At 53.3% G+C, this 18,198-nt stretch carries 18 protein-coding genes; 4 read left to right on the top strand and 14 right to left on the bottom strand.

Annotation, left to right across the window (positions count from 1 at the left end; all coding sequences use genetic code 11):
• Window positions 1-137 precede the first annotated feature (137 nt).
• Window positions 138-2,189 carry a winged helix-turn-helix domain-containing protein gene (locus tag JYB85_RS09755; protein WP_207379164.1) on the bottom strand — a complete coding sequence of 684 codons (2,052 nt, stop codon included), beginning with the start codon at window positions 2,187-2,189 and terminating at the stop codon, window positions 138-140.
• Between the two features lie 128 nt (window positions 2,190-2,317).
• Here JYB85_RS09755 and JYB85_RS09750 point away from each other — a divergent pair, with 128 nt between their 5' ends.
• The gene (locus tag JYB85_RS09750) at window positions 2,318-3,223 is read left to right on the top strand and encodes an alpha/beta hydrolase family esterase (protein WP_207379163.1); all 906 of its coding nucleotides are present in this window, start codon (window positions 2,318-2,320) and stop codon (window positions 3,221-3,223) included.
• Between the two features lie 511 nt (window positions 3,224-3,734).
• On the opposite strand, the gene JYB85_RS09745 is transcribed toward JYB85_RS09750, so the two are convergent.
• Window positions 3,735-4,433 (bottom strand): LytR/AlgR family response regulator transcription factor, encoded by a 699-nt coding sequence (locus tag JYB85_RS09745; protein WP_207379162.1) that lies wholly within the window; start codon window positions 4,431-4,433, stop codon window positions 3,735-3,737.
• Window positions 4,430-5,968, bottom strand: a complete 1,539-nt coding sequence (locus JYB85_RS09740) for a sensor histidine kinase (RefSeq protein WP_207379161.1) — start codon at window positions 5,966-5,968, stop codon at window positions 4,430-4,432. The genes JYB85_RS09745 and JYB85_RS09740 overlap by 4 nt, the downstream gene beginning before the upstream one ends.
• Before the next feature lie 200 nt (window positions 5,969-6,168).
• On the opposite strand from JYB85_RS09740, the gene JYB85_RS09735 reads away from it, so the two are divergent.
• The 3 genes from JYB85_RS09735 to JYB85_RS09725 all read left to right on the top strand — a co-directional run bounded on the left by JYB85_RS09735 (window position 6,169) and on the right by JYB85_RS09725 (window position 8,861).
• Entirely contained in the window at window positions 6,169-7,401 is a 1,233-nt protein-coding gene (locus JYB85_RS09735; protein ID WP_207379160.1) for an acyltransferase family protein, read from the top strand.
• A 2-nt stretch (window positions 7,402-7,403) separates the two neighbouring features.
• Window positions 7,404-7,700 carry a PH domain-containing protein gene (locus JYB85_RS09730; RefSeq protein WP_207379159.1) on the top strand — a complete coding sequence of 99 codons (297 nt, stop codon included), beginning with the start codon at window positions 7,404-7,406 and terminating at the stop codon, window positions 7,698-7,700.
• Window positions 7,701-7,934: 234 nt separating this feature from the next.
• Window positions 7,935-8,861 (top strand): TolB-like translocation protein, encoded by a 927-nt coding sequence (locus JYB85_RS09725; protein ID WP_207379158.1) that lies wholly within the window; start codon window positions 7,935-7,937, stop codon window positions 8,859-8,861.
• Window positions 8,862-8,966: 105 nt separating this feature from the next.
• Here JYB85_RS09725 and JYB85_RS09720 read toward each other — a convergent pair whose 3' ends face one another.
• From JYB85_RS09720 to JYB85_RS09670, 11 genes are all read right to left on the bottom strand, one after another.
• Window positions 8,967-9,236, bottom strand: a complete 270-nt coding sequence (locus JYB85_RS09720; protein WP_207382027.1) for a DUF2897 family protein — start codon at window positions 9,234-9,236, stop codon at window positions 8,967-8,969.
• Between the two features lie 14 nt (window positions 9,237-9,250).
• Window positions 9,251-9,988 carry an 8-amino-3,8-dideoxy-manno-octulosonate cytidylyltransferase KdsB gene (gene kdsB, locus JYB85_RS09715; protein ID WP_207379157.1) on the bottom strand — a complete coding sequence of 246 codons (738 nt, stop codon included), beginning with the start codon at window positions 9,986-9,988 and terminating at the stop codon, window positions 9,251-9,253.
• A 69-nt stretch (window positions 9,989-10,057) separates the two neighbouring features.
• A complete protein-coding gene (kdnB, locus tag JYB85_RS09710) occupies window positions 10,058-11,128 on the bottom strand; it encodes a 3-deoxy-alpha-D-manno-octulosonate 8-oxidase KdnB (RefSeq protein ID WP_207379156.1) in 1,071 nt (356 codons plus the stop codon).
• A gap of 18 nt (window positions 11,129-11,146) precedes the next feature.
• Window positions 11,147-12,334 (bottom strand): DegT/DnrJ/EryC1/StrS family aminotransferase, encoded by a 1,188-nt coding sequence (locus JYB85_RS09705; protein WP_207379155.1) that lies wholly within the window; start codon window positions 12,332-12,334, stop codon window positions 11,147-11,149.
• A gap of 151 nt (window positions 12,335-12,485) precedes the next feature.
• Window positions 12,486-13,103 (bottom strand): carbonate dehydratase, encoded by a 618-nt coding sequence (gene can / locus JYB85_RS09700; RefSeq protein ID WP_207319869.1) that lies wholly within the window; start codon window positions 13,101-13,103, stop codon window positions 12,486-12,488.
• A gap of 205 nt (window positions 13,104-13,308) precedes the next feature.
• Window positions 13,309-13,719: a type 2 periplasmic-binding domain-containing protein gene (locus JYB85_RS09695; protein ID WP_207319868.1), complete on the bottom strand. Its 411-nt coding sequence runs from the start codon at window positions 13,717-13,719 to the stop codon at window positions 13,309-13,311.
• A gap of 13 nt (window positions 13,720-13,732) precedes the next feature.
• Window positions 13,733-14,917 (bottom strand): porin, encoded by a 1,185-nt coding sequence (locus JYB85_RS09690; RefSeq protein ID WP_207379154.1) that lies wholly within the window; start codon window positions 14,915-14,917, stop codon window positions 13,733-13,735.
• A gap of 166 nt (window positions 14,918-15,083) precedes the next feature.
• Window positions 15,084-15,917, bottom strand: coding sequence for an alpha/beta fold hydrolase (locus JYB85_RS09685; protein ID WP_207379153.1), 834 nt, complete (start codon window positions 15,915-15,917; stop codon window positions 15,084-15,086).
• Window positions 15,918-15,928: 11 nt separating this feature from the next.
• Window positions 15,929-16,624, bottom strand: coding sequence for a M15 family metallopeptidase (locus JYB85_RS09680; RefSeq protein ID WP_228730073.1), 696 nt, complete (start codon window positions 16,622-16,624; stop codon window positions 15,929-15,931).
• Window positions 16,615-17,748: a succinyl-diaminopimelate desuccinylase gene (gene dapE, locus JYB85_RS09675; protein ID WP_207323948.1), complete on the bottom strand. Its 1,134-nt coding sequence runs from the start codon at window positions 17,746-17,748 to the stop codon at window positions 16,615-16,617. Before dapE ends, JYB85_RS09680 begins: the two co-directional genes overlap by 10 nt.
• A complete protein-coding gene (locus tag JYB85_RS09670; RefSeq protein ID WP_207379152.1) occupies window positions 17,745-18,104 on the bottom strand; it encodes an ArsC family reductase in 360 nt (119 codons plus the stop codon). The genes dapE and JYB85_RS09670 overlap by 4 nt, the downstream gene beginning before the upstream one ends.
• Window positions 18,105-18,198: the final 94 nt, after the last annotated feature.

Genomic DNA, 18,198 nt, shown 5'->3' with positions numbered 1-18,198 from the left:
TAGAATCGTAGTTGCCATCGGCCCAGATAATGTCTCGTACTTAATTTCCTCGTGATGGCTAAAGGCCTTCGTGCTACGACTTGTTCTGTCCTTGTGCTGGCAGCAAATCATCGCTGCCTGATTCTGAATATCAAGGCTTAATCTATTTGGGCCTGCCATATCTCACCGCTTTCATGATCCAATTCGGACATGACTAATTGAGTTTCGTCCCCCGATACTGAAAAACTTCCATAACTCTTAGTGACCGGAGTATTCAGAGTGGCCAATCTTTGGCCTTTGTCGTCGTAAACTGCGATTCCTTCTGAGGTTGCCAAATAAAGATGATTACTTCGCAATTGCCACTGCGCCCAAGATGTGATTTTTGCATCTTCAATGAGCAGCGCTTCTTCCCCGGAGTTGACATCCAGCGAAAACAGACCAGGCTGATTGAATTTTGTCAGATACAGCGTACCAGAATCAGGATTTCCTTGGACGCTGTACCCACCATATTTAGATACCTGAGAGAGTATATTTGACTGGAGGTCCAATGCCCAAATCTGCCAATCGCCGGACTCTTCGGAACTAAACAGCAAAGTGTCGGCATTGGCATAATGTACGTAATGGATCTGTTTAATATTTGGTACTAAAGTTTCCCACTGACCGATATTCAAATCATATCTATACAGACCATTATTAATGCCTGCGATAAAATAGTTACCGTCCGGCGACCAACTCAGGTTAGTGAAACCACTAATAGGTTCGGGGAATTTAATAGTTTGCAGGTTAGAATCAAAGACAATTTTCAGCGTTATCACACCGTCTTTCTGAGTAAAAAAAGCAAGTTTTTGGGATTGATTGGCATAGCTTGGTCCGATTGGGAACAAGTCTGCTGTGGTGGCTGGCGACTTCTGTGTGAGTTGGTTCTGAATAATGGAATATTGGTAGAGATTGCCAATTTGCTGATATCTATCAAAAACAAAGGTATGAGTGTTGCTGTCGACTGAAGCGTAGCCTATATCCGGTGAGGTTAGCAGGGGCCTTATACTGTCCGTTAACCTATCATAAAGCTGAACCCCCTCATCCGTGACAGTCACCAACTGCTCATTATTAAGCCAGGACAAACTGCTTGGGTGAGGGAAAAGAACCTCTGCGTAATGACTTTCTTCACTTTGTAGATCCAAGAACTTCAAGCGGGAAGTGCTATCTAGCTGATATTCATATATGGCCAGTGTTTTCTTGTCAGGAGAAAGCGCAAGTATATAATCGCCACGTGCGTTACCTTTATGAGAAGGGCGCGTGAGCTGTTGTAGGCGTCCGGTTTTGATCTGGTATTGGTAGATGGAATAGGGTTCGTTGACGTCGTTTCTGTGGTTAAAATATAACTGTTTCAGTTCCTCATTGTACGCCAATACAGGTATGGACCTGGGGCTACAGTCAAAAATTGGGGTTATTTTTGCAGTTTTTATATTTATTGACACAATTTCACACAGTCTGTCATGTAAGTTATTAAAACGGCTGGCATAAACATCATTTTCTGATGTGAAAATTGCATGCAGGTAGTAGTATTCTCCGGTTGTTAAGGATCTTGGCGGAGTACGACCCTCTTGATACCAGATTTGCGCAATTGCTCCATGGGAAGACCTGTTGATAAATAGAAGACCATCATGAAAAGGGGACAATTGGGCTCGGAAAGACACGCCCTGCGGGCTGGCCCTAAGCTCCTGCATGCCTACTTTTCTGGATTCCATTGTATCTGTGGAAAAGTATGACAAGATTAAATAGCTGCATTGCAATAAGATGAGTACTGCGGAGAATGTAAATCCATTAAACTTGCCGATTAATGGATGACAGGCATTCTCCGGTTGCAATGAAGAATCTTTCTTAGTCTGAACAAGGTATTCCTCTGTTTTTACCTCGGCGGCAAAAGAATACCCTATTTTACTGATGGTTTTTAGATAAACTGGAGCAGATGAGTTTGGCTCAACAATTTTTCGCAATTCGCTTACAGCACGGTTGATAGCAGCCGCACTGACGATTCGCTTTCCCCATACTTCATCGATCAATTCATCCCGACTGATGGGTCTGTTCGGATTCATGCAAAAATAAGTGAGCAACTGAAATATTCTAGGCTCCAGCGGCTGTTCAACATCAGCCTTCGTTAGCGAGAACAATTCAGTGTCAAGGCAAAAGTCATCAAACCGGTACTTCATTTTCCCTCTTAGAACAGCAAGATAGCTGTCATTAGCATTTCATTATAAATCCATTTTTAAAGGCTTATTGCCATTATCTCGTTAGCTTATCAAGCTGGCTGGCAATTACAACAACTGGAGCTTTTAAAATGCACTTTCTTTCAAAGGGATATATGAATTACTGGCTTAGAATAATACCATTTGGTATTGTCTTTGGTCTCGTAGGTTGCGGTGGTGAGGATACAAAAGAAACCGTTAAACCAGTGATTCAGGAAAACCGCTGCGCCGGCAGTGTATTGGATGAAGACAGTCTCTGCGTAAATGTCGGACAACGTGAAGCGATACTATATAAACCTGCCAATAAGACAGGCAATCAGGGTATAGCGTTGTTTTTGCACGGAGCTCCCGGGCATGCAAAAAAAGTCATGGGTATCTTTGGTGCCAAAACGATCGCTGACAAATATAATCTGGTTGCTTTGGCTCCAAAAGGAAATGGCTCGGCATATGAATGGGACAGTGAAAATCAAGCCAGAGCCAATTCAAATAAAGATACCGCTTTTATTATAGAGTTGCTGACAAGGGTGAAGGCCGAGCACAATATCACATCTGACAACCTCTATGTGTTTGGTTACTCAGCGGGCGGGTTTATGGGGTACACTCTGGCCTGTGAAATCCCAGAGTCCATCACTGGCATGGTATCACTTGCCGGTCAATTCAGAGGGGCTTTTGACAGTTGCTCTACTTCTACACCAGTGCAGATCCATCATCTGCATAGTCGTTTTGACCAAGACGTACCTTATGTAGGACGTGAGGCTGGTATGGTTCAATCGGTGGATGACACTATTGCATTTTGGGTCGATAAGAATGCTTGTTCGGGCCAGACAAAGAAAAGTGAGTATCCTGGAGTAACCACTGATAGCAAATTTTCTAGCTCATTGAGCTATCAAGACTGTATGGAAAACGTCACTTTAACTATCTTGGATCAGGTGCCACACGAAGCCAGTTATTTGCCCGAAAAACTCCAAGCTATCATCTCTGACGTATTTCATAATTAGCTAAGCTGGCTTGTGATTGAAAGAGAGGACACATTGTCCTCTCTTTCAGGTAAATGGTTCAAGTACCGGATTGGATGGACCATTTTCATGGAACGTGAAATAGGATTGGCTGACTGGATTGGTGGGGATATCATTCCAAAATTTGCGCCATTGGCCAGTTCGCCATAACCGAATAATTAAACAAACACCATGAAGGGTGTTTTTATGCTCTCCAGTCTCTCTGCATTGATATCTCAGAGACACGGTAATTGTTGGTTTAAACATCATAGGCCCTGTCATCGTTGGTCAATTTCCGTTCTGGTCAAGGAGCATTTTTCCAACAGAGTCTTGGGGAAGAGGTCAGCGGTAGCCATGGCGCTGAATTGATACGAAAGGCGGATAGGTCAGATTTTCTAAGTAACGGCTGCTAACAATAATTGGTTTAAAAAACGCCCCTTGTGGGGCGTTTTTTATCCCTGCGGATCACCCGCCAGACCTTGCTGGCCTATTCCTGCAGGCGACGCTTGCTTCCCTAAAGCGCATTCAGCCCTTTGAACAGCTGTGCCTGGCGGCGTGACATTTCCACCTCGCGACCATTTTTCAGGGTCAGTTGCAGGATGCCACCTTCAAGGGATTCGATGCCGACTATGGCGTCCAGGTTAACAAGCTGACCGCGGTTGGCGCGAATGAACTTGTCCTCCGGCAGGCGTTCCTCCAGCTGAGCCAGGGAGCGCTTTATCATTGGCTGCTTGTCGTTGAAGTAGACCTTGCAGTAGTTCCCTATGGAGTCAAACAGCATGATGTCGCCGACTCTTACAAACCAACATTCATTGCCGTCTTTGATGAATATCTTGGCGTCGGCACTCAGTGTTTGCTGTGGGCCGGGCTGTTCGGCCACCTTCTGCAGCGCTTTTTGCAGCCGCTTTTCGTCAATCGGTTTTAGCAGATAATCCAGGGCATCTACCTCGAACGCCCTGATGGCATATTGATCATAAGCCGTGGTGAAAATGACCGCGGGCACAAAGGCCAGCCGTTCCAGCAATTCAAAACCACCGCCGCCAGGCATATCGATATCGAGAAAGATCAGATCCGGGCGCAGGGTTTCGATGAGCTGTTGCGCCTGGGTGATGTTTTCGGCCTCCGCCAGCAGTTCTACCTGCCGGCAAGAACCCAGCAAGTACTTCAGTTCTTCACGGGCCAATTGCTCGTCATCGACTATGATGGCTTTCATTGTGGAGACTCCGTTGCTTGTCCCGGGCTGGGGTAGCGCATTTGCGCCAGCACCCGATTTTCTCCCGGCGATGTCAGGCTGAGCTCTGCGGCATCACCAAAAATCAGCTTTAACCTTTGGCGGATGTTCTTCAATCCGAGACCGCCGCTGTCCTCGCTTTGCAATTGCCCCTCGTTTTCCACCCACAACCGCAGTTCCTGGCCTTGACGTTGGGCGCCTATGGTCAGGGATATTCCCCGCTCGGTACGCTGGATATTGTGTTTGATGGCATTTTCGACCAGGGTTTGCAGCGACATGGGCAATACGGGTATATCCATCAGCCCATTGTCGAGGGCGAAGCCGGCCCGGAGCCGCTCGCCGTAGCGGATCTTTTCCAGTGCCAGGTATTCTTCGACGATTTCCAGCTCCCGCGACAGCGGCAAGGTGTTTTGTTCTCCCAGGTACAGGGAGTAGCGCAGAAGGTTCGACATTGAACTGACCATGGTGCGGGCGATGTTCTGATCTTTAATGATCATGGCCCGTATGGAATTGAGGGTGTTGAACAGGAAATGGGGATTGAGCTGCTGTTTTAAGCCGGAGAGCTGGGCTTCCTGATAGGCAACTTCCAGCAGCAGGCGTTTGGTCTCGGCCAGTTCCTTTTGCCTCGAAGCAAGCCAACTCAGGTAAACCAGCGACCAAAACAAGAAAAAGCCCTGTTTGATGGCAAATACCACCAGGAATTGGGCTCCGGACTGAGAACGTATCCCGAAGCCGGTGATCGGGATCCAAATCGCTTCGGCGACCATGATCATCAGTGCGCACAGCAAGGTCAGCAGTATCAGCTGCAGCGACTTTTTCAGCACCCCGCCAGGCCTGTCGGCCGACGCCTGAAAGTAGCTCCGCAGTACAAAGTGCGACAACAGCAGACTGACGCAGCAGACCAGCAGGATCCAGCTGAGCAGCCAGAGGGTGTCTGAATCAGCCAACGGCCCCGAGACAACCAGCACATACCACAGCAGCCCGGCTATGCTCCAGCCGCCCAGCTGCGCCAGTACATAAATGCGTGGCTTCTCCGCCAGTTCAATGTTGTCAGTGGTCTGCCGGCGCACCCAGGCAAGTTGATAGCAAAGCAGCCAGGCATAGAGGAAAATGCCGTGGAACAGCATTTTCCTGGGCAGCTGTTCAGCCAGCAGCTCGAAAGAAAAGCCGTTCAGGTAGAACCAGAGATATTCCATTGCGGCCAATACAAGGATCCCGGCCCAGGGCAAGGCCAGCAGCAGGGGATAGCGCCAGGGCGGCGGGGGGAGCCGTGCCCGCAACGACCTGACGAGGGGGCGAAACAGGCAGTGCGTAATGGCGAAATAGCCGCTGCAGATATAGAGGTCCCAAGCGAGAAATCTCAGATCAAATCCGACATTGTCGACCCCATGAGCGGCAGCCCACCAGATCAGGGCCACCAGGCTCCAGCCCAAGCCTTGCCGGATAAGATAAGAGAGGGCATTTTCGGGGCGTGATAGTGATGTGGTGCTTTCGGCCATGTTTGCTGAAAAAGTCATAATTTTTAATTTGTTTGGCCTAGCATAACACAGAGAGTGGAAGGGCTTTTGTCACAAAACACGCTGAAACGGATATTCATCCCCGCTATTGACCGCTCCGTAGCCATTGTTAACCGTTGCTGTACTTTTTCGGGAGCGAACAAGAAAAGGCCTTAAGATGCTCACTGCAATTCATACGAGCGTAATTAAGGAAGAGAGATATGCATGATGAACGTTATCACGCCCTCGACAATTTGAGAGCCCTGGTGATGTGGCTCGGCATCTTGCTGCATGTGGCGGTGCAGCACATGGCCGGGCCAAGCGATTTGCCATGGCGAGACAGCCAAACCACGCCTTGGGCGGACTTGCTGTTGGTGTGGATCCATAATTTCCGGGTGCCGGTGTTTTTTATTTTGGCCGGATTTTTCGCCGCCATGTTGGTGGCGCGCAGCGACGTCAGGGGCATGATAAGCCACAGACTCAAACGTATCGCCTTGCCCTTTGCTCTGTTCTGGCCGTTGCTGTTTGTGGCCATGTCCTTACTGATCAATGTGTATATCCAGCTGATGAAAACCGGCCAGCCCGGCCTGGATCTGTCGCTGTTGGGAAAAGGTGCCGAAATCCGGACGCCGGGTGGCAATCGACCCTTTATCAATACCTTGCACCTGTGGTTTATCTACTACCTGTTGTTATATTGCCTGCTGGCATTGCCCGTCAGCCAGCTGCTGGCGCGACTGGGCAGCCGTTTCAAGCGCAATCTGAATGCTATTGGGGACACCCTGATTGGCCGTTGGTGGGGATTTTTGCTCTTGTCGGTACCTTTGGCACTGGTGGGCAGTTGCTACCCCTTTGGCATGGTGACGCCGGACGGCTCCTTCGTGCCCAATATTTATGAATTTTTGCATAGCGGATTATTTTTCCTGGTGGGCTGGCATTGCTATGGGGGCAGGGAAAGTCTGTTTGCCGCCTGGACCAGATACGTGTGGCGATTTCTTAGTGCGGCCATTGTGTTGTTCATCGCCTCCCTGGTCTGTTTCGAGATAGCCAAGGCGGGAGCATTGCCGGAATGGCAGGGGCGGGTGCTGATAGCCTATGTGTACAACTGTTCAACCTGGTTGTGGAGCTTTTTCTTTATCGGCTTGTTCCTGCGCTACGCATCTGGCCACAACCGGGTAATGCGTTACCTGTCTGACAGTTCTTACTGGGTTTATCTGGTGCATATGTTGGGCACCCTGGGGTTTGGGATCCTGCTGTATCAGGCGCCGCTGTCGGCATTGGAGAAGATGGCCCTCAATACTGTGCTGACAAGCTTGGCTTGCCTTGTCAGTTATCATCTGATGGTGCGTTATTCTGTCATCGGCAAATTACTGAACGGAAGACAATTTCCGCGCAATAACAGCCGCCACGCCCAGGCGGGGACTGTTGCCCCGGATTTAAACAAAAATAAGGGATAGTTATGGCAACTGAATATATCAGGAGCACCCATGCCATAGTGCACAAGGGCATGGCCAGAGCCGATGGCAGGCTGACGCTTACTGAGGAGGCCTTGTGCTTTGAACCTCTCAATAAAGGGTTTGGACTCGGGCCCTACCGGCTCCCCCTGGGGGACATCATCAAGGTTGAGACCTACAGTTTGCCGCCTTTTATTCCGGAGGGCATCAAGGTCAGCTTGAGCGATGGCAGCTATCGCCGTTTTGTCATGATGGATGCACAGGGATGGGCCAGGCTGTTGCAAGAAACCCTGGGGGCTTGAGTGTGTTTAATATTGATGTGAATGGCGGGCCCCCCTGACACCGTCTCTTTGGATACGGGATTGCTGGAGGAGCAGAGCAGTTAGCCGTCGTCAAAGTGCGGCTCACGGGTTCATTTCCAATGAGCAAGGCTTTCGGTTAAGGTAGAAACTCCGCTCTGGATCAGAAAATACCGGTATTGGGGGTGGGAAATGGGCTTAGACGCTGGTTTTCTGATTTCAATTTAAGGATGAATTATGAGGCACATTTGGACGGTCAATACGCTGTTATTTTCCCTGCTTGTCATCAGCAGCCAAGGTCATGGCCAAGATTTTAGTCAAGATTTTAGTCAAGTTAAAAAACCGCGCCTTGAAGGCCGCTATCTTGGGCAAAAGCCACCGGGTTTGACCGCTGAGCCCTTTGCCCCCAGCATTGTTAATACCCATGATTGGGGGGATGCGGGGCATTTTTCCCCCGATATGAATGAGTTCTACGTCATCCGCTGGCGGGTGAATAACGGGAAGAGAGAAACCCAATCTGTTAGCTTCAAAAAGGTCGACCACGGCTGGCAGCAGACAGCGACGCCATATACAAGTCACATACCTTTCGACTCGCCGGACGGAAAGACCCAATATTTTGGCGCCCAATACAGGGAGCTAACCGAGACCGGCTGGTCAGAAATGAAAAGCTTAGGGCCGGCGTTTGAAGCAATACGCATTATGGGGCTAACGGCCTCACGCAACGGCACCCTGGTGCTGGACGAGATGGGGGCGTCCGATGGCGACGGCGTAATCCGCTATTCGCGGCTGGTTGACGGCAAACACCAGGCGCCCAAACCGCTCCCTGAAGCGATCAATACCGGCAAGTGGAATGCCCATCCATTCATCGCTGCGGATGAATCTTACCTTATATGGAACAGTGAAAGAGAAAGCGGTTATGGCGATACCGACCTCTATATCAGCTTCCGTCAGCCGGATGGCGCCTGGGGAGAGGCGATTAACCTGGGGAATGAGGTAAACACCAAGGCCGAAGAAGGTGGGGCACAGGTGACCCCCGACGGTAAATATCTCTTCTTCAATCGAATGGTGCCGCAAGCAGGCAGCGATGGCGAGCCGCAGTCGGATCTTTACTGGATAGATGCGCAGATAATCGAGCAACTCAGGCCCAAGACGTTGTCCCTATAACAACCGGCCCATATAACAAGTGGCCCATACAAAAATGACCGTGGCTTGTTGTTAATGACTTTCAAGCACCTGTGCCAATAAAAAACGCCCCTTGCGGGGCGTTTTTTATTCCTGCTTGTCACCGGGCGGGCCTTGTGGCTTTTCTTCCTGGTTATGCTCTGCCGAATCAGTCTTAGAAACTTTATTCTGAGGATCTGCATCCGCTGCGGCTTGGTTGGCCTCATTTTGCGGCTGGCCTTGTTGTTCCTTGGCATTCTTCTTGGGATCGCCAAATTGGGGCAGCTTGAACTTGGCGCTGTACCTGAGTACCGCCAGGTTGCTGGCGATAACGCCGACAACCAGCAGGATGATCAGCCAGACTTCGAGGGATGACATGCCGGAGCCGTTCATCAGTCCACCTTCAGGCGGGCTTCACAGCGACGGATATCTTCCGGAGTATCCACCTCGGGCGAGTCGAAGGCGCTGATGGCGACCTTGATCTTGTGACCGTACTCAAGGGCACGCAGCTGCTCGAGCTTTTCAAGATCTTCCAGGCGGCCCAGCGGCAGGCTGTTGAAGGTGTGCACGAAGCGGCGGGTGTAAGCATACACGCCGAGATGCTTGTAAACCGGATACTCGCTCACGTCACGGCCGAAAGGAATACGGGCACGGGAGAAGTACAAGGCATACATGTCGTTGTCGAACACCATTTTGACGTGCTTGGGATCGTCAAGCTCCACTTTGTCGCTTATCTGGTAACCCAGGGTCGCCATCTCGAACTCGCCGGGATGGCGGCGGAACAGTTCGACTATTTGCTCGATGGAGATGGGGTCAATCAGGGGCTGATCGCCCTGGAGGTTGATCACCAGGTCGTCATCGCCGAGGCCCAGCTGGGTGATGGCATCTTCAATCCTGTCGGTGCCCGAGGCGGCGTGGGTGCCGGTCATGACCACCTTGCCGCCGAACTCTTCAACCGCATCCTTGATGCGTTCATCGTCGGTGGCCACGTAGATGGCACTGAGGCCCTTGGCCAGGGCGGCACGCTCGTATACGTGCTGGATCATGGGCTTGCCGTTAATCGGTGCCAATGGTTTACCGGGAAAACGGCTGGAACCGTAGCGGGCCGGGATTAACAGGGTGACATTCATTCAAAAATTCCTGTGCTTAAAGAGGACAGGGCCCAAGTGGGCCCTGAAACAGTGATGCCTGGGTAGAGCTTAGATGCGACGGAAAAGCGCAGTCAACATCTCGTCGGTGACTTTTTCCTGCCAGCCTTCGCCATAGACGTTGGCCCACAGGGGACCCATGCTCTTGGTGACCTTGACCATGGCGGCAATGGTGTCGTCCGGCAGATCTTTACAGATGTTCTTCGGCAGGGTGATGTTGTGCTTCTTCAGCATCTGGCGGAATTCGGCCACACCTTCGGGGTAGAACTCGTCCAGCACGTCAAAGGCGATACAGTTGCCTATGCCGTGGTGGTAACCCAGCACATAGGACAGGCCGTAGGACACGGCGTGGCAGGCACCCACCTGACTGTAGGCGATGCTCATGCCGCCCATGAAGGAGGCCATCATCAGCTTGTCGTCTTTTTCGGGGTGATCGCCCAGGTAGACTTCGCGGCACAGATCCATGGCCTTTTCGGCGTAGGCACGGGCGAATTCATTGAGGAAGGTACCTTCCAGCGATTCAACGCAGTGGATGTAGCAATCCATACCTGTGTAGAACCATTGATCTGTAGGGACACCGTCAATCAGCTCGGAGTCCATGATGATCTGATCGAACACTGTGTAGTCAGAGTTCAGACCCAGTTTGCGCTCGGGGCCACAAAGTACCGCGGTGCGTGAGGCTTCAGCGCCGGTACCGGACACAGTGGGGATACCCACGTGATGCACGGCAGGGTTTTTGATGAGATCCCAGCCCTGGTACATGGCGGAGCCGCCAGGGTTGGTCAGCATCAGGGATACTGCCTTGGCCAAGTCCATGGTGGAACCGCCACCCAGACCGATAACGCTCACCGGCAGTTTGCCGTTGAAAGCCTGTACTTCGGCGGTCAGGCCGTCAACTTGCTCAGTGGTAGGCTCTTCATCCACGTTGACCCACAGCAGCAGATCCTGGGACTTCAGGGGAATGCGGCCTTCCAGTGGCTTGCCACGGTGCACATCGTCCACCACGAACACCACGAAGTCGTCGGCGCTCTTGCGTTGAGCGGCCAGCACTTCGTCCAGTTGATTGAAGGAACCACGGCCGAAGATCAGCTTCTCAACGACTTTGAAATTCTTGAAACTCATGAAACACACTCCCTCGAATTATTGGGCAAATGCCTTCTTGATGTTGGCTATACGTTGCTGGATCTGTTCTTCGGTCCAGCTGAGTTTGATCAGCATGGAGATGGTCCGGCTCATGATGGCATCGGACTTGGGCACAGATACCTGGGTGTAATCGGGTTTGTCGGCCACCAGGCTGATGGGCAGGGCGGCTGGGGCCTGCAGATTGTGGATGTGGTGCCAGTTTTTCAGGTAGTGCCAGTTGTTGACGTACCAGTAGAAGCAACCGTCGACGCCATTGGCGGCCAGGGCCTTGTTGATTTCCTGGGCACGTTCTTCACTTGGCAGCATAAAGCTGAGGAAGCCGGCGTTGTCGCCTTCAGGGTCCGGGATCACGCGGAAGCTGACCTCGGGGATTTCCGCCATGGCGTCCTTGATCATCTTCTTGTTGGTGCGCTGGATGTCCAAAATGGTGTCCAGCTTACGCAGCTGTGCCAGACCCAGGGCGGCGTTCATTTCGCTGATGCGGAAGTTCAGACCCATGATGGGGTGCTTTTCGGCGCCGCGGTCGTTGCCTATGTGGTCGTGACCGTGGTCAGAGAACATGTGGCTGTGGTTGTAGATGGTTTCATCGTTGGTGATTACCGCTCCGCCTTCACCGCAGGAAATGGTTTTCACCGAGTCGAAGGAGAAGCAACCCACATGGCCGATAGAGCCGAGGAACTTGCCCTTGTAGCTGGCACCTATGGCCTGACAGGCGTCTTCCAGCAGGATCAGGTTGTGCTCATCGCAGATGGCCTTGATTTCGTCCATATGACCCATGGAACCGCACATGTGCACGAAGTTAACGGCCTTGGTGCGTGGGGTAATGGCGGCGCGGATGCCTTCGGGGGACAGACACAGGGTCTCGTCGATTTCGGCGAACACGGGGACGGCACCGGCCATCATGATGGCTTCGATGGAGGCCACAAAGGTAAAGGGGGGAACGATAACTTCATCACCGGCACCAATGCCGGCGGCCATCAGGGCCGTGGTCAGGGCACAGGTACCGCTGGAGAGCAGATGGGCGTGTTTGACATTGAGCTTCTCACACAGCAGCTCTTCCATTTCACGGCTCTTCCAACGACCATTGCGCATGCCATCAAAGTTGTAACGGAAGGTAAAACCGTTCTCCATCACATCTGCGACTTCCTGCTTCTCTTCAGGACCAAATATTTCAAAACCGGGCATGGAAGTGGATCTCCTAAATAGGGCATAGCGCCTGGGCGCAAAGATAAAAAAACTTAGGGATTATAACTGGCTTGCCAAGGGGCTGCGATGGTTTGCGGTGAAAAAATTGCGGAATTTGCCGGTCCCGGGAACGGAACCGGCGGGGGAAGGATTAATTGCCCTGGTTTTGGGCCGTTTGCCTGTCTGTGGTGACATCCAAATCCGTCAGCAGACCATTGTCTATGCCATAGATCCAGCCGTGGACGGCGACGTCCTGACCGCGCAGCCAGGCTTCCTGGATGACGGTGGAGCTGACCACGTTGGCCACCTGCTCAATGACGTTCAGTTCGCAGAAGCGATTGAAACGGGCCTGGTCATCCATGCCGGCCAGCTCCTGCTGGTGAATACGGTAGATGTCGCGCAGGTGACCGAGCCAGTTGTCGATAAGGCCCAGGCGCTGTTTGCCCATGGCGGCGCGCACACCGCCACAGCCATAGTGGCCGACCACCATCACGTGCTTGACCTTGAGCACCTCCACCGCGTATTGCAGTACCGACAGGCAGTTGAGATCGGTGTGGATCACCATGTTGGCGATATTGCGGTGAACAAAGACTTCACCGGGCAGAAGATCGATGATCTGGTTGGAGGGCACCCGGCTGTCGGAGCAGCCAATCCACAGATACTCAGGGTTTTGCTGTTTGGCCAATTGCTCGAAAAAAGATGGGTTTTCATGGCGGATGCGCTCGGCCCAGCGGCGGTTGTTATCAAACAAGGGCTTAAGTAGTTTCATTGTTTTCATTTTCGCAAAATTGGCTGATGTCGGCGCTAGTGTATCAGGAAATTTTTCCTGTCTGGTCTATCCAAGACAAAATCAGCATAAAGATATGAAAACTCAGAGGTTGGCAGATAAAACAGTCCTTGCTGAATAACAAGGCCGGCGGGTGCCGGCCTTGGTTTGTGTTACCGCCAGGAGCAGTGATTTTTGAGCTTAGGGCTCAGAAGCGGGCCACCACCTTGACACTGGCGTCGACCGCGGCCGCATCCATAAAGCCAATCATGTTGGGGTTGGCGGCGATAAGGCCCAGCACTTCGGCGTTTTCAACGACCTTGGGGGGTTGTCCCTGGCCGGAAAACACCAGTTTTGACCAATAGGCCTTGAGCTGACTTTCGGACTTGTTCAGTACCTTGTCGACAAACTGGCTGCGGATATCGCTGCCTTCCTTGAGATCCAAGGGCACCACAGGGCTGCCACCGGGAAAGGACTTGAGCTTGCCAAGGTAGATGCGCGAGATATCGGCGCTGGTCAGGGTGTCGTTGTTGCTGGGGTGCACCACCACAGCCACTTCGGCAAAGGCCAGTGGTGCCAACAGCGTCAGTGAGGCGGCCAGTAATTTAATGCTTTTCATTGTCTGTCTCCTCTTAGAACACCAGATCCACGCCCATCATCAGGGCCTGACCATCGGCCGTGGGGCCCTTGTCATTGGTAAAGTCGGTGTACTCCATCTTGAAGGCGGCCGACGGATGGAAGTCCCAGCGCAGGCCCACAGTGTAGTAGTTGCTGTCCTGTTGCTGGGTTTCCAGTGCTTGCTTGGTCAACGCCAGCAGTGGCAGCAATTGGGCCTGGGTTTGTGCCGGCAGGCCGGCTATCACGGGGGCCATGGCGTTATAGGAATCGTATTGGGGTTTGTTTTCATCCTGACCATAGGTCAGGTGGAAGGTCAGTTGGTTCCAGCGGATCCCGGCCGAGACATATATGGAATCCTGGTTGGTAAAGGCGTTGGCATCCTGATACTCAGAGGTGGTGTATTCGGCGAGGATAAACCAGTTGCCCGGGTCATATTTGCCGTGCACCCCCACCAGACTGACGGCATCATCAATGGCCAGGAAATCATTCAGGGTGGACTCGTCAAACAGACCGGTTTGGGCCCAGGTCTCCGCCAGCAAGGCCAGATCCGGATTGAGGTAGGTCACTTCCGGGGCGTAACCCAGATTGAGGCCGTATTCAAAGTCGCCGGTGGTGAAGTTCAGGTTCAGCACATGGGCCTTGGCTGAGAAGGGCGCAGGTTCGACGTCGGTTCCCGAGGGCACATAGTCGTCGATAGAGGAGGTAATGTACTTGTAGGTGACCCCCACATCGGTATCGCCCCATTGGGTGGTGTACAACAGGCCCACGCCCTCACCTGAGCTGAAGGGCAGGGAATAGACCCCCTGGGGCGGTTGGATCCAGTGGTAGGCATAACCCACATCTATGTAGTCCGAGTATTTGTAGAGGTTAAAGCGCTGGCGCCCGGCCATTAGCATCAGGTTGTCACTGATGTCATAGGACAGGTAGGCCCACTCGAACTCGGCGCTGTAATCCTCGCTGCCGCGGGCCAGCACCTGGGCCGTGGCTTTCAGGCCCTGGCCGAGATCCGCTGCCACTTGCACGGCAAACTTGGTGTGTTCGTTGAAATCAATATCTTTATCATAACCATACAGAGGTTCATCATCATCCAGGCTGCTTCCCGCCACTATGGAGGCAAAGCCGTTGATCTGCACCTCTGCCAACAGCGCAGGGCTGTGAAGCAGTGGCAGCAGGGCGAGAGCTATTGTTGTTTTTTTCATGTTTTTCAGTCCTGTATTTGGGAATACAAGTTAAAAGTAGCTGAAGGTGGCGGTTTTACTTTGATTTCAAGCAACAAATAAGCAACAAGAATGAAACATTGCTGGATGTGTGAGCGATTTCGCGGGCCCGAAGGTCTGACCCGCGTTGAAGGCTTGGAGGGGAGGATTAATGACCCAGATGACGGGCGAGGAAGGCCAGCAGGGCTTTGTTGACCTCTTCGGGCTGTTCCAGGCAGCTGATGTGACCGGCTTTTGGGATATGCACCAGTTCGCTGCCGGCAATGGTTTCGTGCATCAGGTAACTTTCCAGCACAGTTCTGGCCTTGTCTTCGGTACCGACCATGATAAGGCAGGGCTGGGTCAGTTGCTCGGCATCCTCACAGGTGTCACGACGGCCAAAGATCATCCTGCCCAAGCGCTCCAGACTGTCTATTCTGGCGGCGGGTATGGCCAGCAGCTCGGCGCGAAAATCCGCCATCAGGGCATCGCGCTGTGGTGATTGTGTGGTGGCAAAAAACAGCGGCACTATGGCATCGGCTAATGAGTCAGGAATGGCTTGCTGCTGCTTGATGATATCCAGCATGCCGAAATATTTGTCACGGGTGACTTCGGGTTCAAAGCCGATAAAGCTGTCGAGCATCACCAGGGTTTGCACCCGACCCGGCGCCAGCAGCGCCAACTCGGCGCCCCACATGGCCCCCACAGACAGGCCGATAATGCTGAACCTGTCGATGGCCAGGCTGTCCAGCAGTGCCAGCATGTCTCTGGCTATGTCTATCAGGCTGTGATGGTTGGCGGGCAGGGGGCCCGACTCGCCGTGGCCATAAAGGTCCACGGCTATGACCCGGTATCTTTGGCTCAGCAACTCAAGCTGTTCCCGCCACATGTGGTTGTCCCACAAATAACTGTGACCGAGCAGTAAAACCGGGCCGTCGCCCAAATCAAGATAACTGAGGTGGCTGCCGTGCAGGCCAAAGCGCTTGGGGGTGATGTTTTCCATCTGAAATTCCACTAACTGTTTGGGCGAGCCGCCGGGCCCGGCGGCGCGATAAAGTGAACATAATGTCGCACCAGGGCATCGAGGCGCGGCAACACCTGGGCCTTGAGTGCCAAGGGAGCTTGCTCCAGTGCCAGGGCGAGGTCATGACTGTCAAATTCGGCCAGCATGGGCACGGCAAGCGGGGCATAGCTCAGGTGCCATGGCTCGGCGCTGACTCCGCTCAGGCCCGACTGATAGGGAAAGAAAAAACCGTATTCGTGGGCATGGGCCTCAAGCCAGTCATGCAAAGCGCCGCAGGGGCCGGTTTGCTGATATTCCGCTGGCACCAGTTGCAAATCGGCCTTGGTAATGCGACTGCAATCAAAGACATCGAGATCCGTACCCCAATGATGCCGCGAGGTGCCGGGCAATGCCGACCAGAGCAAAATAGCTTCCATCAACTGCTGCGGATCCAGACTGGCTGGGTCAATGGCGGTGCCATCACGGTCGAGCAGTGGGCGCTTGCCCCCAGCCTTGGCATTCCAGATTGCCAGCTGGCGATCGAAACTGCGATAGCCGGAGGCAATGGCGATGGCTATGCCTTCGTTACGGGCCGCGATTGCCATGGCCTCAAAGGCCCGGGCGACCTGTGGTAACAGGCCGGCGCCGCCAATCTCGGTCAGCGCCGGGGTACCCAGGCCGTAAAGCTCAGGCTGACTCAGGGGCACAGCAGTTTTTCCAATATGCGCTGGTAGCAGCCCACCAGCAGTTCCAGATCTGCCACCTTCACGCACTCGTTTATCTTGTGAATGGTGGCATTGACCGGCCCCAGTTCTATGACCTGGGCGCCGGTTGGCGCGATAAAGCGCCCATCTGAGGTGCCGCCTGTGGTTTGCGGATCCGTATGGCTGCCGGTGACCTCGAAGATGGCCTCCCGGGTGGCTTCCAGCAGTGGGCCATCACCGGTGAGGAACGGCAGGCCATTGAAGGTCCAATGCAAATCATAATCCAGGCCATGGGCATCAAGAATGCTTTGTACCCGGCTGATAAGCTCCTCGGCGGTCACTTCGGTGGAGTAACGGAAATTGAACATCACCTTGAGCTCGCCCGGGATCACGTTGGAGGCGCCGGTGCCGCCATGGATGTTGGCAATTTGGAAACTGGTTGGCGGGAAGAATTCGTTGCCGTTGTCCCAGTGCATGGCGGCCAGCTCTGCCAGGGCAGGCGCGGCCCGGTGCACCGGGTTGTCCGCCAGGTGCGGGTAAGCCACGTGGCCCTGAATGCCCTTGACCGTCAGGTTGCCTGTGAGGCTGCCGCGGCGGCCGTTTTTCACCACATCCCCCAGCTTGTGGGTGCTGGAAGGCTCGCCCACCAAAGCCCAGGTGATCTTTTCGTTACGGGCCTCCAGGGTGTCTATCACCCGGGTGGTGCCGTTGATAAAGGGACCTTCCTCATCACTGGTGATTAGAAACGCAATGGAGCCCTGATGATCCGGATGCTCGGCCACAAAGCGCTCGGTGGCCACCACCATGGCGGCGAGGGAGCCCTTCATGTCGGCGGCGCCACGGCCGTGGAGATAGCCATCTATTATGGTGGGCTCGAACGGCGGTGTGTGCCAGCGGGCCAGATCGCCTGTGGGCACCACATCTGTGTGACCGGCAAAGCAGAATACCGGCCCCTCTGTACCGCGGCGGGCCCACAGGTTGGTGGTGTCTTCAAATACCATGGGCTCCAGTTCAAAGCCAATGGCGGCCAGGCGCTGCCCCATCAGGGTTTGGCAACCTTCATCCAGCGGGGTCACGGAGGGGCGCGCAATCAGCGCCTGGGTCAATTCAACAACTGGGCTGCTCATTTGCCGAAAATCTCACGATATTGGGCCTCGGAAAAACCGCAGGCTATTTGGGAGCCGTGCACCAGCACGGGCCTTTTGATCAGTGTGGGGTTGGCCAGCATCAATGTCTGGGCCTTGGCAGCATTCAGATTGGCTTTGTCGGCATCGCTCAGGGCGCGAAAACTGGTGGAGCGCTTGTTGAACAAGGCTTCCCATCCCAGGTCGTCAACCCAGGCTTCTAAGGTTGCGCTGTCCAGACCATCGTCGCGGAAATCGTGGAAGTCCATGGCCAGCTGGTTGGTTTCCAGCCATTTACGGGCCTTTTTTACCGTATCGCAGTTTTTGATACCATAAATTTTGGTGCCGGAGAGGGTCAAAGTGGGTTACTCCCTTGAATTGATGTCGAAAGCCTACGTGAGGGCATTGTGGCATTCTGCGTTTTCAGTCACAAGTGCCGGGGCGCTGGATTGG

This window comes from Shewanella sedimentimangrovi, from assembly GCF_017354965.1.
GTDB lineage: Bacteria > Pseudomonadota > Gammaproteobacteria > Enterobacterales > Shewanellaceae > Shewanella > Shewanella cyperi.
The sequence above is the reverse complement of the archived record's forward strand: the minus strand, read 5'-3'. Positions and strand labels throughout refer to the sequence as shown.

What these genes read in the sequence shown, in the direction of transcription:
- JYB85_RS09755 (WP_207379164.1), bottom strand. Translation starts at nt 2,189, where the DNA reads ATGAAGTACCGGTTTGATGACTTTTGCCTTGACACTGAATTGTTCTCG.
- JYB85_RS09750 (WP_207379163.1), top strand. Translation starts at nt 2,318, where the DNA reads ATGCACTTTCTTTCAAAGGGATATATGAATTACTGGCTTAGAATAATA.
- JYB85_RS09745 (WP_207379162.1), bottom strand. Translation starts at nt 4,433, where the DNA reads ATGAAAGCCATCATAGTCGATGACGAGCAATTGGCCCGTGAAGAACTG.
- JYB85_RS09740 (WP_207379161.1), bottom strand. Translation starts at nt 5,968, where the DNA reads ATGACTTTTTCAGCAAACATGGCCGAAAGCACCACATCACTATCACGC.
- JYB85_RS09735 (WP_207379160.1), top strand. Translation starts at nt 6,169, where the DNA reads ATGCATGATGAACGTTATCACGCCCTCGACAATTTGAGAGCCCTGGTG.
- JYB85_RS09730 (WP_207379159.1), top strand. Translation starts at nt 7,404, where the DNA reads ATGGCAACTGAATATATCAGGAGCACCCATGCCATAGTGCACAAGGGC.
- JYB85_RS09725 (WP_207379158.1), top strand. Translation starts at nt 7,935, where the DNA reads ATGAGGCACATTTGGACGGTCAATACGCTGTTATTTTCCCTGCTTGTC.
- JYB85_RS09720 (WP_207382027.1), bottom strand. Translation starts at nt 9,236, where the DNA reads ATGTCATCCCTCGAAGTCTGGCTGATCATCCTGCTGGTTGTCGGCGTT.
- kdsB (WP_207379157.1), bottom strand. Translation starts at nt 9,988, where the DNA reads ATGAATGTCACCCTGTTAATCCCGGCCCGCTACGGTTCCAGCCGTTTT.
- kdnB (WP_207379156.1), bottom strand. Translation starts at nt 11,128, where the DNA reads ATGAGTTTCAAGAATTTCAAAGTCGTTGAGAAGCTGATCTTCGGCCGT.
- JYB85_RS09705 (WP_207379155.1), bottom strand. Translation starts at nt 12,334, where the DNA reads ATGCCCGGTTTTGAAATATTTGGTCCTGAAGAGAAGCAGGAAGTCGCA.
- can (WP_207319869.1), bottom strand. Translation starts at nt 13,103, where the DNA reads ATGAAACTACTTAAGCCCTTGTTTGATAACAACCGCCGCTGGGCCGAG.
- JYB85_RS09695 (WP_207319868.1), bottom strand. Translation starts at nt 13,719, where the DNA reads ATGAAAAGCATTAAATTACTGGCCGCCTCACTGACGCTGTTGGCACCA.
- JYB85_RS09690 (WP_207379154.1), bottom strand. Translation starts at nt 14,917, where the DNA reads ATGAAAAAAACAACAATAGCTCTCGCCCTGCTGCCACTGCTTCACAGC.
- JYB85_RS09685 (WP_207379153.1), bottom strand. Translation starts at nt 15,917, where the DNA reads ATGGAAAACATCACCCCCAAGCGCTTTGGCCTGCACGGCAGCCACCTC.
- dapE (WP_207323948.1), bottom strand. Translation starts at nt 17,748, where the DNA reads ATGAGCAGCCCAGTTGTTGAATTGACCCAGGCGCTGATTGCGCGCCCC.